Here is a 15,487-nt window from a genome sequence, read left to right as displayed (position 1 = left end):
AGCGGTTCGCCGCACCTCGACCGCCGCATGGCAGCGAGTCGTCAGTGAGCATCAGCGGAAGCACCTGGACCGGTTGCGAGACTGGGCCCGCGTGGCGGTCATCGGGTTGCGCGACGACACCCCGGTCCGTGCCGTGCGGATGATAGAAGCCGCGGTCGCCGACCTGGTCGGCTGCCCACCGCGGTGCGTTGTCCTTCCAACTCTGCCAACCGACTGGCGAACCCAGCTGGCTGACATGGCTCCGGAAGAGGCTGAGCAGGTCATCACGTGAGTTGCGAGCTGCCCTGAGAATGTCCCCGTCTCTTCTACGCTGGGGCGGGGACGGACGCACGGCACGGCCGGCGATACCGCATGGCCACGGCTTGAGCGATCGGCAGCGCGTCCAGCACGTTCTGTGTCGCCGATGGTGGCGGCCGGGAATTCGTCGCAGCGTTGCAAGGCGCGTCGGTTCTTGTAGGCCAGCAAGGCGTTGAGGCACCAGCTAGTGGCATCGGTGTAGCCGCTGGCTTACACCGTTCGGTGGGGGAGTACAGGTGCAGGGCGGTGAAGCGGCCGTCGGAGTGGAAGCCCGGTCGGCGGCGTAGTACGGGCCGCCCCCGCTGCTGAAGTGGTGCAACCGCATCAGCCGTAGCCGGTGCGGCCGACGGCGGCGAGCCGAGACGATCAAAGAGATCCTTTCGATCGCTGAGGAGGTGATGGTCGCCAACGGTGTCGCGGTGGTGAAAGCTGCGGATCATATGGGACGTTCGTGAGGCACAAGCGCTACTAGGAACTGCAGCACCTGCTGTAGGAGCGTGGTAGCTCTGCGACTACATTGGGTGCTCTGACCTGCGTGGATACTTCGTGGTGCTTGCACAAATTGGGAGATCATCCCCCACACGTCCCCGCGCTCATCGTGGCGGGCCATCGCGTCACTCGATGGTCAGTTGGGACCTTGATACATGACCTACTTGGCGATACTCAGGAGTTGGGCCTGTATCGGACCGGCGACCGCGGTGAAAACAACCAATGACCGCCAGCAGGCGTAGCACCGAGAAAGCGCCCATCGTCTAACAGGAAAGGGAATTCGATTTGGAGCTCCTTATAGCTGTCGTTGGTTACAATGATGCTGCCGGTGTCGTGAGCAAACATCGTTACCAATCTGTCAGCTTTTCCATGGGTTCCAGCGGGGGTTGGCAGGATGATTTCCTGTCGAATGGCATTGTCTAGCATCATCTGTTCCGCTAGCGTCAATTTATGCCGCAGGGTCGCATCAACAAAGACGGTCACCTTTGCGCCAGGGAATTTCTCCTGAAGCGCCTGGATGCCGCTGAGAAGTAGGCTGAGGCTAGGAATATCACCCTTTCTGGCGTCTCGCCCGTACCAGGCCAGATTTGAACCGTCCACAACGAACGACTTCGCTGTAGTGGACATTACTTGGGGGATTGAGGTTCCTGATGGAGTTAGTCGGTCCAACGCGCTCATTCGACGCTGGATCTCGCTGATCGGTAGGGTGTCGCCGCTCGTGAAATCCCGAATTTCTTGATCTAGAAGAACTTCGCCGGACTTGTCGAGGGTTGCCTTGACATGCAGCAGACCGTCCACCGTGTATGTATAGCGGAGATTGAATATGGCCTCTTCCCGCGGAAGCGGCCTTGGATACTTGAGCTCGAGTTTGGTCAGCTGGAAATTCTCGGGGTCATCGAGTGGCTTGGCCGGGTCTGCCTCCCATACGGGAACGGTGAGCTGGGGCCGTCCGTCGTCGATTGGGGTGTACTTCTTCTCTTCAATAGCGGGCAGCGGTGTGTGCTGATCGATGATCGCGCTGAAGATCTTTTTGCCACTGCGTTGGTCAGTAGTGCTGGTGCCGAGGGCAAACATCGACGACACTCGCAGGTAGCTGTCGACTTTTTCGTCGAGGATGGCCGCGGCGATGGCCGCTCCCCGAGCGACAGCTGTCATGGGATGGCAGATGACGTCTGGAACGACCTCGTCGTCGATGAGCCTCTCAACGGCATCCCGTACGCATGGGAGCTGGCTGGTCCCACCGATCATAAGGACGCCGTCTACCTCGTCGGGGTGCATGCCGACTTCGTTGAGGCATTGCCGGGCTGGTTGGAGCGCCTGTTCCACGAGGTCGGCGATCTCCCGCTCGAACTCGTCGCGGTTCACCTGTACCAACTTGCCGTTGCCAGGGATACGGGCGACCGCCGTCGGCTCCTTTGATAGACGGATCTTGGTCCGTTCGACGACGAGGTCCAACTCCCGGCTCTCCAGCTCAGAGAGGACGGGATGGCTTGGGAGCTTACGGAGGAGCAGTTCGCGAAGTCGTTTGTCCAACTCGATGCCACCCAGTTGGGTGATGCCCTTGGAGGCGAGTTCCTCGAAGTGTCCATCGATGTGTTCGAGGATCGTCACGTCGATGGTCCCGCCGCCCCAGTCGAAGACCATGATGCGGCCCTCTTCCTGCATGTCGTGCATGTAGGAGAGTGCGGCGGCGGTTGGCTCGTTCAGCAGCGCCTTGACCTGGATGCCGGCCGCCCGTGCCGCCGCACGCGTACGGTAGCGGGCGGCCCCGCGGGCGTTGGCGGGCACAGTGATCACCGCGCTGTCGAAGGGCCGCAGAAGGTTGTCTTCGGCGCGTTCACGCATGGCGCGGAAGACGCCGGCCGCGGCCACGCTCGCGGGGACGGAAGCGTCGCGCAGCCGGATGCTCTCGTCGTTGCGGAGCATGCGCTTGCACGCCTCGAAGACCCGGTTGGAACGGAGCTTCGCCTCCCAGCCGAAGAGTGCGCCGAGCCTGGTGGAGCTCTCGCCCACGATGGTGGGAAAGATGCCCTGGAACTCCTCATAGAGCCAGTCGGAGTCGATGTTGTCCGCGTCGAGGGGGAGAACCTCGACCTCGTCTCCGTTCCACTGCGCGACCACAGAGTTCGTCGTGCCGAAGTCGATGCCCGTTGTCATCTTCAGTGTCCTCCAACGGGGGAGTCGTCGTGGATCGCACTCGCAGGGTCGTCCGTGTGGCGCAGCTGCCCGCTCCGTACGGTCTTGCGGGTGGTCATATCGACGTAGGCGGGCCGTGCGACAGCCAGGTAAGGACCGTCGGCTGGCGGATTAACGGTGGTAAAGCATTCTGGACTCTCTGCCGGATTGGTGACACGCTTGAGCCCAGTCACCGCGAACCATTCGTCGACGAGCAGCCTGATGCCCTCCAAGTCGGTGGCCTCACGCAGATGGGAGTCGAGTTCGGCCAAGTGGGCCATGTGTAGCCGACGGGCGCGGAAGGAATCTAGGACGCCTTGCCGCAGAGCCTCCACGAGCTCCTGCTGTGTGAGAGTGTCTGCTGCGGGCTGGGGCGAGGCGGAAAGCAACTCGGTAGCCTGCCGAACGAAGTCCTGCAGGATGGGAGCAGGGTCTAGATGCTGATGCTCGTCGACCAGTTTGGCGAGCCGTGCCGCCATCTCCCGGTGAACGTCGAGCTCGATCTCCGCCCGGACCTCAAGTTCAACCTCCTGGCGGATCTCGGCTTTAAGCGCCTGCCGGACGTGCTTCTTGACGGTCTTCTCCAAGTTCGAGGAGAGCTGGTCAAACCCGGCGTCGAGGGCGGCCTTCAAATCACCGTCCTTCATCTGGGGCGTAGGACGTCGACCTGCGGACGCTGGATTGGACCTTCCCGAACCGGATGGTTGGCCGTTGTGACCGCGGCCCTTGCCCCGGGGCCCTCTCTCACTGTTCGGCATTGATCGTCTTTTCTGTTGGAGGAGGTACATGGAACTCGGCGAGTAGCTCTTCTATGGCTTGCTCGCGCAGCGTCAGGAAGTCCGCGCTGGTGCTCGCTGGGGTGCGTCGAGGGAGCGGTTCTAGGGGCGGTAGGAGAGCGGTGGAGCGGCAGTCAGCCGGTGGGAGGAAAATGTCCTCGCTCAGCGGCACCACGAAGAACTGGGTCTCGCTGGTGGCCCGCCTCAGCCGACGCTCGGCTCGGTTGATGGCAGCTTCTTGCTCGGTGTCTCCTCGGACCTGTCGAAGTAACCAACGGTATTCCTCCTTCCAGTTAGGGTCGCCGTGTGCGAGCCCGAGCGCGAGGTAGGGATTCTGCCAGTCTTCACGATCATTGACGAGCGTCTCGCGCCGCTTCCGGACGAGGGCCAGGTTCTGGGCAGCGATCTCATCGCTCGCCACGTCCTTGTCAGCGAGCAGCTTGATCGCCAGCTCCAGTTCGTTGCTCTGCTGGGCCAGGTATGCGCCCATATTGCGGACCTCGGCGAAGGTCTCTTTGTCCAGTAGCCATCCGCCCTTCTCGTCGACGGCAGAGGCCGCCTCCAATAGCTTCTGCACCTGAAGGCTGGCCTTCCTGAAATTTCCCGCGAGAATGTGCCGGTAGCAGACGTAGAGCCCGCGCCAGGCGTGGAACTCGCTCAGCTTGGCCTCGATCGCCTCTCCTGGTGTCCACAGGGCGGCGAGCGCGCCCCACAGGCCGTGATCGTCGATCAACTCCTGCGGCCACCGTCCTACCTGGGCGCCGTGCTGCATCTGGTCGAGCAGCGTCTGCTGCTCCAGGCGTAATTGGCCGCGGAGCCGTACGTCGACCTCTCCTTGCCACAGCCTGGTGAGCATGCCATAAATGTCGTCGCCGCCGAGGTGCTCCCCATTCAGAAAGGCGTGCCGGCGTTCCATCTCGCTCCACTGGAGCTGCCTCGCGTCTGCGCGGGTGATGGTTTCTGGCGCCAGCCGGGCTCGTACGTAGACGCCCTCGCTGGCGTCGGACCTCAGCCGCCACGGTTGCTCGTCCGCGTCGACCAGCCCGAGATCGATGAGGTCGTCGACGACAGTCAGAGGAACTCGCGGGATGTTCTGACCAATCTCATCGGCCGTGACTCGGGTGGGGTGTCCCAGTGCGGCGAGGTAGCAACGCCATCCAGGGCCGCCGTCCAGGAACTCGTCGGACAGCGGCTGTATCGCACCCATGCCGGGCAGGTCCATGGCCAGCAACTGGGTGTGCCGTTCACCTCGCAGGCTAAGCCAGGGCATGCCTGCTTGCACGAGGCTGTTCAGGGCCTCGATAACCTGGAGAGGCGGCATAACACTCAGGAGACCTCGCACCGCCTTGGGAAGATCGGGATCCGGTGCGGAAATGATCGCCTCTTCGACAGTTACTCGATCCTGCTCCGGGGCGCTCGGTGAACGCTCGAGTAAGTCGCGCAGGCCTCGCTTGAGGGACTCGATAGTGTCCCGGCCGTGCAACCCCAAGTCTGCCCAGGCCATTGCGGACTGGTCAACGATCCTCCCGTCGGGAGATCTGGCCGCTTTGCGCCGCGCGCGGTTCTGGCGCCATGCAGCCACCGCCTCCGCGCGTGTGACGCCATCAGGTAATGAGCTGTTCATCTGCGCCAATGTGAAGAGTTCGTCCAATGCATGTTATCGATCTACTCCGCCCGGAGGCGTCCGTCTCCGCTCAGAATGCGAAGCACGTTCAGCGCGGCTCCACGAGACAGAAGCTCATGGTTGCGCTCGTTGCGCCGGTTGCGAAGACAGCCATAACAAGATGTCTCCTCACCGCACTCACAGGTTGACATCCGTTGCAGCGCGGTCTCCGCCACGATGTCCAGCCGCTGGGCGATTCGCAGCACCGACCCTGCGCCACCCGGCACGTTGTCATAGATGACCAGGCTCGTGTGGCCGTCGGCTCCCGCGTGAACTGTGCCGTCGATGTCGTCCCGGCCGATTTCCAGGCCATGGGCCGCGCCCTCGAGCAGGGCATACAAGGTGGACAACCAGTCCTCCCTCGGCTGGCTCAAGCCCTCGAATCGGATCTCTAGGATGTCTGTCTCGTACTTGTGCGCGAGCGTGCGCCACTGCAGGGGGCCGGTACACTCGCCCTGCCGCAGGGGGCTGGTGTGGCTTTTCGGCAGGCGGCCCAGGTGTGCGCTCGCCCAGCCGCACCATTCGCAGATCACGTAACCCGATCCGATCGGCCCTTCGGACAGGGCGATCATTTCCCCCCTCGCTCCTGATCGGCACTGAACGACCACACCGGTCGCGGTGCGCCAGCGGAAGAGAGCGGGATCGTCGGCGAGTTTGACGACGAGCGTGGCGCCGTTCCAGGACGTCCTCGGCGGCGACGTGGACGGCTTGCTCGTCCTCGGCTCTGCCACAAAGCCGAATTCGGGGATGCAATACTGCCGTACCGGCGAGTCGGAAATCGTCTTGCATGCCGGGCAGATGGGATCTGGGTCGTCCTCGACGTGGCGGAAATGCTGGCAGTTCCGGCAGACGTAGTAGCGCTTGCTGATGAGTTCGCGCCCAGGCAGGCGGTAAACGCCGGCCGAACGCCACAGGACTCCGCCCGCCACCACTTCCGAGCCAGGGGCGTACTCGTAGATCGCGCTGGAGAGATCACGAGCGAGCTCCAGTTTTGAGCCCACGGGGTTGTCGCAGTGAAGCGTGCGCAGCTCGACCGTGTCGACGGGGAAGCCGTATTTGGGAAGCACGTTCCGGTTCGCCAGAAAACCGATGAGGTTGCGGGTGGTGAGGGTGTTGATCGTGCGCTGGTAGCGATCCGCCAGGTTGTACCGCTTGGACGCAACCGCCTCCTGAATCTTCTGCTCGAAGATCGTGATGTCCTGGTTCAGCTCCTGCCGCACCTTCTCCAGGTGTTCGCACAGATCAATTACCCAGCTTCCAGACTCCACCCCGATCTCAGCGCGCACTTCGGTGGGCAGAACCTGACGCAGCGTCGCAGTGATTTCCGCGGGTACGGGGCTGAGGAAGTGGAGCACGCGGTCACAGGGAGCGTCCTGCTCACCGCCCGGCCGGAAAAACTCGCCGGCCGTACGCCAGACCGCGCCGCTCGTGGACTTCGCATACCGGAAGAACGCTCCCAGAGCCACCGAGTGAGCGTGTCGGCGATCGATGCGCTCGTTGCCCAGCGGCACGTATGGCGCACGTACTTGACCCGCGATCATCGCCTCCGGCTGCTGATAGCGAGACAGGTCGTGAGAACGCCGCTGGGCATAGGTCAGCACCAGCGCCGCGGAGGCGGCACGTCGGCCCGCGCGCCCGGCGCGCTGGATGTAGTTGGCCGTGGTGGGCGGCATGTTACGCAGCATCACGGTCTGCAGCTCGCCCACGTCCACTCCCAGCTCAAAGGTGGTTGAGCACGACAGCACGTTCACCTCTCCACGTAGGAAGTGCTGCTGGATCTTGGCTGCTTCCTCACCCGTCCACTGAGCAGTGTGCTCCCGCGCGGTGAGCGGGATGGGCGTCATCGACTGGTAGAGAGCCGTGTAGTGCTCATCAGGATCGGCTTTGGCCTCGATCAGCCGCCCTTCGCAGCCCATCATCGGGCACACACCGCGCACGCTTACGCTGGTGAAACGGCGGCAGAGCTCGCACCGGTACGACACATCGGCCTCGGAGAGGCGGATCCGACTATAGTCTACCTGGTGGACAATCCCGACCCGCCGGGGATTGTCACTGGGTAGCCAGCCGTTCTTCTGGTTCGTGAGGAACTTCCAGCAGCCCTCGAGCACGGCCTTTGGATCGGCATTGGAGCCCAGGACCGCGAGCAAGCGCGTCAGGTAGTCGAGCCGTCGGTTCCGTCCCCGGGTGGGCAGCCAGCTCAGCACCTTGAGCTTGGCCTCCGCGCCGTCCCTGCGGACGTAGATCGGCCCTGTCCGGGGTTTAAACGCCTCGTCCCTCGCGTCCACGTCCGTGGGCATGGTGAGCACGCCCTGGTTGCGTACCGAACGAATCAGCTCTTCCAGCAGGTCCCAGCACTCGGCCTCGGACAGGCCGAGCGAGAGGAGTGGTGGGGGCAGCCTCCACCCGGGGTCACGGTCGAGCCCGACCCGGATGAGACCGAGGCCTTCCAGGGACTTGCGCTCGTCGAGGGCGAGCAGCTCACGCATCACCCAGAGAGAAACCTCTCGCTGGCGGGTCGGCGCGTCGTCCTTGGCAGGGAAGACGCCGGCCTTCTCTGCTGCCTGGCTCACGTGGAAGATCAGGGTCTTGATGCTGACGTTCTGGTTTTCCTCGGTCGCCCGGTGCAGGCCCTGGAGGATGAGGCGCCGATGCTGCACGTCGCCGTAGCTGGCCTCAAGATAGGGCGCGAAGAAGGCTGCCGCCTGGCGGTTGTCGTTGAACGTGAGGAGCTTGCGGCCTTCCCCCGGGTGGTCGGCGATCTCGATGTCCGGTGCTGGCGGAATCTGCTGGTAAAGCGCGGTCGCCAGGACGGCAGTGGCGGCGTCGTTGCCGCTCTCGAACTGTCTGATCAGCTCGGAGCCTCGCCCGCCGCAGACGAGACAACCGCTGGGGGAGGCGGCCTTGGTCTTGAGCTTGCGCACTGGTCGCAGGGCAGTCTCCGTGCAGCCGTCCTTGCCACAGGAGAGTTGCGGCTGAGTGTGCAGCGCGCCGCAGCGCGGGCAAAGGAAGGCCGTCTGGCTCTCGGTGGTGGCGGCCTCTTCCAGTGTGACCTCGTCTTCGTCGGTCACCTCCGGCGCGTCGTCTAGCAGCAGCCAGGTCCGGACGCCGTCGTTGCCGCCTCGCGGGGTGAAGATCTGGCCGCCGGACGAGAGCACGATCGCGCCGATCAGATGGACAGCGCCGCAGCGCTTGCACCCGGCCATCTCGAACATAGCGCCAGCGCACTGCGGGCAGGACTCGTGCCGGTTCAGGGATACGTGGGGCCCGCCTGCGGTGAGACATGTGTAGGCGCCCTCGGTTGCCCGGGCGAACAGGTGATAACGCGCCGACAGAACGGGGGCGCCGGTCGCGTCGTGGACCCGGCTGCCTACGTCGACCATGGCGGCGAGCCCGCCGGCTGGATCGTCCTGGCCGCCAAAGATGAGCTCGGCCAGGTCGTCGAAGGACCGCGGGCCTGTGGCCAGGGTGCCGCGGAACCGCGCCATCGCGTGCTCATGTGTGAGAGCTGCGGAGGCGTCGGCGTACTGCTGGCCCGCTCGCCAGAAAAGGTCGTCCGCGGGATCGTCGCTCCGCGCGAGCTCTTTGTAGTCTTGCGCCGACAGCGGTCCCCAGAACGGCCCCGTCGGCATGCTGATGCGGGTGGCGCTGACGAGATCCCTGCGCTTCGCGTCGTTCTCAGTCCATTCGAAGGGCACGTTGAACAGCTTGGTCGCGAAGTCCATGACCGCCTGCGGCTCGTCACCCACCGTTGCGCTGGTGGCGATGCACTGCAGCCGCTGCTGCGGAGCTACCCGGTCGTGCAAGCGGCGCAGTAGCATGCCGAGTTCTTCGGCTTTGGCACCGTCGTAGACATGGGCCTCGTCCAGGGCGATGAACTTCCAGCGCCCGCCGTGCTCACCCTCGAACAACTCCATGTCGGCTGGCCGAAGGAGCAGGTATTCCAGCATCGCGTAGTTGGTGAGGAGGATATGCGGTGGTGTGGCCCTCATTTCCTCCCGGCTCAGCAGCTCGTTGGGCAGCCGATGGTGTCCATCGTTAAGCTCCTCGAACTGCGCGAGTCCTTCGTGCCTGCGTTCCTTCGTGTCACCGGTGTACCGGCCGAAGGTGATGAACGGCGTCTGCGCCAGCAGTAGGCGCAGGCGCTTGAGCTGGTCGTTGGCGAGGGCGTTCATGGGGTAGAGGAGGAGCGCCCGGACCCCGGGGGTGAGCTCTCCCTTCTCATGCTCGGCGACCAGTGTGTTCAGGATGGGCAGTAGAAAGGACTCCGTCTTGCCGGAACCGGTGCCCGTGGCCACCACCAGGTTCCTGCCGCTCGTGGCCTTGCGGATCGCCTGTTCCTGGTGGAGATAGAGCGGCCGGTCCAGCGGTAGAGCCGGCCCGCCGAGCTTCTCGAACGCGGGCGAGAGCACGTTCTCCTCGATGAGCTGTTGAAGCGTGGCGCCGGGCTGGTACGGCGGCGTCGCCTCCAGCAATGGTCCCTTCGTCAGCGTCGGGCTGCTCGTGATCTCGGTCGCCAGTGCCTGCGCGATCTTTGTATCGCGTACGGGAAGGATCGAGCGCAGATAACGCCGGTACGTGTTCGTGATGAGGGCGCTTGTCTTCAGCGGATCCATGGTCAGCTCCGATGTACGGGGAGATCAGAAGGTTTTCAGCAGGCCGGCCGGGCGGTCACGATGAGTTCCGCGCGGACCAGGTCGATGGTCGTCAGGGCCGGGGCGATCTTGGCCAGCATTCGCCAGAGGAAGCGGAAGCGTTCCTCAAGGACCCGGCAGTTCGCGTGCCCATGCGCGGCCATGCGGGCGATGAGCGCGAGCGCGATCGACATCGCGGGCAGCGACACCCAACCGTGCAGCCGCTTCGGATGGCAGCGTAGGGCCACGTACTTGCCCGCCGCCCGGTACTCGTTGATAGGCAGTGCCAAGCCCTCGCGCACGACGCGCTCGGCCTGATCGGCGAGCTTGCGGCCGTCACGGCAGTTGCGTTGGTCGAACAGCAGGCGTGCGGCCGTCACGCGGGTGTCCTCATCGAGCAGGGCCGAGGGGACGACCTGCGCGGCGCTCCAGAGGCTTTCGAGCATCTCTGGATCCTGGCGGGCCATCAGCTCCGCGCCCACGTCGAACAAGCCGGCCGCGGCAAAGGGATCATCCTCGCCCCTGAGAATCGCGAGCGCTGATTCGCCGCACTCCGCGCCCACCTCGGCCAGCAGGTCGGAGTCCTCCACGGCATCGGCGAGCGAAGATCCCGTCAGAAGGACGGCCGCCACGGGAGCCTTGCGCCACAACGCGATGTCGGATTCCACGCAGTGGTCCACTCTAGCGGCCGCTAGACCGGTCGTGATCAGGGCGACCACCGCGCGGTCAGGAGGCAGGCCGGCATCCGGCAGTGAACGAATCGCCTCGGGATGGTTGCGCAGCAGGACAGCGGAGTCCTCGATCCAGCGAGCGGCGGTGGAATGGTCGATGCGATTGGCCAGATCGACGATCGTCCACAGGCGGTCCAGGTGGCTCACATTCTCTGGGAACGCGTTCGCTCCCGCCAGGTAGCCGGACAGCTGCCGGTCCTCCGCATCGCCTCCCTCAAATTGCCCGGGAGCCTCGCAGACCAGCATCTCCCGCGGATGGGGCCATCGCGGCCATTCGGAGGCGACCCAGGGATCTTCTACGGCCAGTCGCACGTGCATGCGCCCGGCGTTCACCAGGTCGTCGGGGAGCGGTATCGAGCCGTCCTTCTCCACCGGGACGATCTCCGGCTCTCGCCATGGGGCGGTGCACAGGTAGAGCCCCGCGGTCAGGTTCTCCACCCACACGCACTCGTCGAGTTGCAACGACTCACCGGCCGCGGTGACGCCAGCGGCAAGCCGGGCCGGCCGCACGCTGCCGACGAGCACGGGCACGCCGGCGAGGGGAAGGACTAAGTCGACACTGCGGTGTTCCTGCACGGTGTCCAGAGCGCGCCGCAAGCTGTAGCGGCCTCGTCCGGATGGCGCGATCTCCTGGATGACCTGCCGCCCCGCCTGCACCTGGAGCGGAGGCAGCGCGTCGATGCCCGGTACCTCGACGAGGAGGGCGTCGGCGTTGTGGAAGCCTTCCGTGTGCAGCCGCACGGGGCCGGCGTTCCACCGAGGGCTGCTGTTCGCCTCCTCCACCAGGACCCGCATGGAGCGGGGGGCGACGATAAGCGGTTCCGTCCTGTCGGATGCCGTACAAGTGACAACCCGTTCCCTCTCCACAGAGGAGTAGGAGAGAGCGGGGCGGTCGACCGTCATGCCCGGCCCGCAGATCAGCGACGCCTCTCCCGGGACCAGGCCGTCTCCGTTGAACAGTCGTACCGATGGGGCACAGCGCAGGGCCAAGCCCTCGGCGATAGAGATGGTCCTGCGGGCGTTGCGGCCGATCGGGCCGCGTACCGTGACCTCGAACGCTCCAAGGAGTGGCCGCGGCAGATCGGCCCAAAGCTGCTCGGAGATTTCCGTGGGCTCCTCGACCGTGAATCGGCGGGTGAGGAATTTCTCGTCGCCTGTCGCCGACCGAATGTCTATGAGCCAGGTCGTCGGTGTCTCCGCAGGCAACCATACGGCGGGGGGCTTGGAGTAGACGGGTGAGCCGTACGGCGTGGTGACACCCGGTACTGGATCGCCGGTGATCACTCGCGGCTTGCTGTGCCCACGTATCGGCCTGCGCTTGGCGTCATCACCGTTCAGCGCGACCCATGTCGCGCCCTCCAGCACCACCTGGACGAGACGCCAGCCGTCCCAGCCCACGGGCAGGGGGCTCTCGGCGATGATCCTGGGCGGGGCGTCGGCGATCACCTTCCTGTCACGGGGGTGGAGGAACCATACGGCGTCTGGAGGGACACCAAGGTGAGGCTGGAGCTGGCGGCCGCTCTCAGTGAAGATCAGCAACGGGTCGCCGGAATCGACGATGCCGATCTCAGTCTCGTGCTCCGCCCCCTGGAGGAAGACCTGCGCGACACGGGCGGGCCTGGTCAAGGGAAAGGACGTCGTCGGTGCTCCCTCCGCTGCGCCGACCCATAGTGGCCGGCTCCTGACGAGATTCGGCACGCCATCGACTGTCACGTTCCAGCGCGCCATGCCGTCCGGTGCCTCCCCGACGGGAGGCAGCACAATCTGGACGCCCTGCCCGAACGGGTCCAGCCCCAGCCGGGGCCGCTCTACCTGCGTGTGCCGAGCGGGCGTGGCCGTGCTTCGCCTGAGGTCCAGTCGGCCTTGCTCGATCAGTTCCTGGGCGCGCTCGATGAAGCGGACCGGTAGGCCAAGGCCGCCCAGGTCGGGTTCGGGAGATCTCATGCGGTCCAGCAGATCGAGGCAACGGTCGATCACGTCAACAGCGAAGTCGGTGCCATTCCTGATGAACCTGCGCGCAGGCACGTCCAAGGAGTGCAGTCGAGTCTCTCTCGCGGTCGCCCACGAGAGCAGAGCGTCGGCGTCGATCGCGGGATCCTGCTTGTGCCGGCGGAGGAGCAGAGCGAAGAAGTCGTCCAGGCAGAAGGTCGGTATGCCCGCATGCATGAGAATCGGTCCCACATACTTCTGCTCCCGCTCGGAAAACAGTGGCAGGCGGAACCTCTTCAACGCGTCGAGATACGCGGCTCCCCACGCTGCTGAGTCCTGCGGAATGGTGAACGAACGGTAACCCAGCGTCGTCCTCAGATAAGGCCAGAAAGTGCCTTGCCGATAGTGATGAACCGCCACCCCGGTGAGGGTCAGGGCGACGCAGGCTGGCCAACGGTCGAAAAGGGAGAGATACTTCCCCTTCGTCACCTTCAGCTGATACAGAGCCCCGAGCGCCTTGCCCATGGAATCGAGGACATCCTGGCCCACCTCAACCTCCGTGAGCAGGGAGACGGCGGGGATCAGGGGACGCCATTCGGATTCACGGCGGTCAAGAAGCTCGGCCGACTCCGTAGCCGACATTTCTGACGCGTGGCTTTGGGAGGACATGTAAGCGCACCGCCTGTCATTCAGCAGCCGAGCGGCGCGAGCAGCCCGCGATGCCGACGTATCGCATTCTCCAACGTTTCGGCTTGACGGGCCGGTTGGAAGGGCATAGGGCAGAATTAAAGCAGTTGTTGATGATGTTCACAAGCAGTCCTCTCCGCATCTCAGCCGCCTTCCCGGTCGTCGTAGGAGCGGCCCCGCTTGCGGGTGCGCATGTGCCACTCCGCGCGAGCCTGCTTGGAGATCCGAGCCGCGTCATGCCGGGCTTCGAGCGCGTGCCTGCGCAGCTTCTCCATCTCGGCCAGGAACTCGTCGGCATTCGGTGCACAGGCCAGGCTCCGCTCCAGGGCATCACCGGCCGCGTTGAGGATCGTCACGGCCGCGTTCACGTCCCCACGGAGCAGGGCGTCCGATGCGCGGCGTTTCGCCCCCTGGGCGTCGTGGAAGAGCTGTTCGGCACGGACGGCGGGATTGGGAATGCGCCCGGCGGCCTCGTCTCCGGGAACCACGTTGACCGACACGGGAACCGTGACGGTATAGGTGGTCAGCGTCCGGCTCTCCACGTATGTGAGCTCGAGCTCGGCGACGGTGGCCAGACCGAGCACGGCCATCCCGGCCACGGGCATCCGGATGAGAAGCCTGCGTGTCTCTCCGCCGTAGAAGTCGCCCAGCTCCGTGACCACTGCGCCGTCGGCGCGCTGAGTGCAGGGCAGGCCGCCGTACAACCGGAGGCCGGAGACGGCAGTGCGCGGCGTGATCGTGAGAGAGGCCGCCTGGACGACCTTGGACAGCAGAACGCCGACCTCTGACGCGATGAGCTGAACGGCGGTGTCGGCATCCGTGGCGTGCAGGGAGCTTCCGGCGCCGCCGTCCGCGATGGCCGCCATGAGCCGTTCATCGTAATCCAGGCCGTATCCGAGCGCGGTGGTGGTGATGCCGTGCTGATGAGCATCGCGGGCAATGTCCCCCAGCAGTTCGTGGTTGACGATGCCCTCGTTGGCGTGGCCGTCGGAGATGAGCAGCAGCGTGGCGCCGCGCTCGTCAGCGACGCGACGGGCTTCCTGGATTCCGCGGAGCAGGCCACTGGACAGGTCGGTGGAACTCATCGGGCGCAGGGCCTCGATCGTCCGCTTGGCCGCGGCCTTGTGGGCAAGGGGCCCGGCCGGCACCTCGACCCGCGCGGAATCGTTGAAGCTGACCAGGCCGAAGTTGTCGGCAGGGTCGAGACGGTCCACCAGGCCGAGCAGCGCACGCTGGGCGCCGGCCAGCCGGGCACCGGTCATTGAACCGCTGCGATCCAGGACGACCTGTACGGTCGCGGGCGGCCGATCGGCGGTCATGGGGGGAGGAGCGGAGATCTCCAGCATGAGGGTGATCTCGTCGTCCCGGTCGAAGGGCACGACGGTCACGTCGAGATGAGCAGTGATATGCACGAATGATCTCCTGTCAGCGGCGCTTGAGCGTCCACGAACCATCGGCCTGGACAGTGACCAGGCGGGTGCCCGCGGGAAGCACCGCCTTGCCCTGATAGCTGCCGATCTCGTTGAAGAGCAGGTCACCCCAGCTGCCCGGACGGGTGTAGCTCTGCACGATGAAGTTCGACTCTCCTGTGTGTGTGGCGGTCACCGTACGCAGGCCGCGAGTGAGGGAGAGCTTGAGCACCTGATCGCCGGCGCCCTGGACGCTGGCCGCGCACCAGCACCTGGCCTTGCTCAAGGGTTTGAAGACGACGCTCCAGGCGCCGTCGGCCTTGATCTGCACGGCGGCGATGCTCTTGTTGGTGCTGTCGCCGTTGTAGAGAACGGTGCCCTTGTAGGAGCCGATCTCGTTGACCAGGAGCTCTTCCTGCTTCCCGGACGAGTTGACGGTCGTGACGATGAAGTTGGACTCGCCCGTGTGCTTGAGGGTCAGCAGACCGGGGCTCTTGGTGGACCGGATGCGGAGCACCTGGTCGCCCATGCCCGTGTAGCTCTTGTCGGCGTGCGCGGCGGTCGGAGCCAGCAGGGTGGCGAAGACCAGAGCCAGGACAGCCAGGGAACGGAGAATCATCGAAGGTCTCCTCGGAGGTGAAGTTCGCTACTAGAGAAGCACATTGTGAACTCAGCGCACAACTTTATTGCCGTTCTAGAC

Annotated in this window: 7 protein-coding genes; all 7 read right to left on the bottom strand. The window is 64.9% G+C overall.

The annotated features are described in order from the left end of the window. Window positions 1-960 precede the first annotated feature (960 nt). Window positions 961-2,943: an Hsp70 family protein gene (locus AB0K18_RS20090; RefSeq protein WP_364916030.1), complete on the bottom strand. Its 1,983-nt coding sequence runs from the start codon at window positions 2,941-2,943 to the stop codon at window positions 961-963. Between the two features lie 2 nt (window positions 2,944-2,945). After that, window positions 2,946-3,593, bottom strand: coding sequence for a hypothetical protein (locus AB0K18_RS20085; RefSeq protein WP_364916027.1), 648 nt, complete (start codon window positions 3,591-3,593; stop codon window positions 2,946-2,948). A gap of 112 nt (window positions 3,594-3,705) precedes the next feature. Further along, window positions 3,706-5,388: a hypothetical protein gene (locus tag AB0K18_RS20080; RefSeq protein WP_364916025.1), complete on the bottom strand. Its 1,683-nt coding sequence runs from the start codon at window positions 5,386-5,388 to the stop codon at window positions 3,706-3,708. Window positions 5,389-5,402: 14 nt separating this feature from the next. Next, complete coding sequence (locus AB0K18_RS20075) at window positions 5,403-10,013, bottom strand: DEAD/DEAH box helicase (RefSeq protein WP_364916022.1); 4,611 nt, start codon at window positions 10,011-10,013, stop codon at window positions 5,403-5,405. Window positions 10,014-10,048: 35 nt separating this feature from the next. Further along, the gene (locus tag AB0K18_RS20070) at window positions 10,049-13,360 is read right to left on the bottom strand and encodes a hypothetical protein (protein ID WP_364916020.1); all 3,312 of its coding nucleotides are present in this window, start codon (window positions 13,358-13,360) and stop codon (window positions 10,049-10,051) included. A gap of 161 nt (window positions 13,361-13,521) precedes the next feature. Next, complete coding sequence (locus AB0K18_RS20065; RefSeq protein WP_364916018.1) at window positions 13,522-14,790, bottom strand: VWA domain-containing protein; 1,269 nt, start codon at window positions 14,788-14,790, stop codon at window positions 13,522-13,524. Window positions 14,791-14,803: 13 nt separating this feature from the next. Next, on the bottom strand, window positions 14,804-15,406 hold the full coding sequence (locus AB0K18_RS20060; protein WP_364916015.1) for a hypothetical protein: 603 nt from the start codon (window positions 15,404-15,406) through the stop codon (window positions 14,804-14,806). Window positions 15,407-15,487: the final 81 nt, after the last annotated feature.

The sequence above is a fragment of the Nonomuraea sp. NPDC049421 genome, assembly GCF_040677005.1.
Lineage (GTDB): Bacteria > Actinomycetota > Actinomycetes > Streptosporangiales > Streptosporangiaceae > Nonomuraea > Nonomuraea salmonea.
Note: the sequence above shows the minus strand (reverse complement) of the source record. Positions and strands in the feature narration are given on the sequence as shown.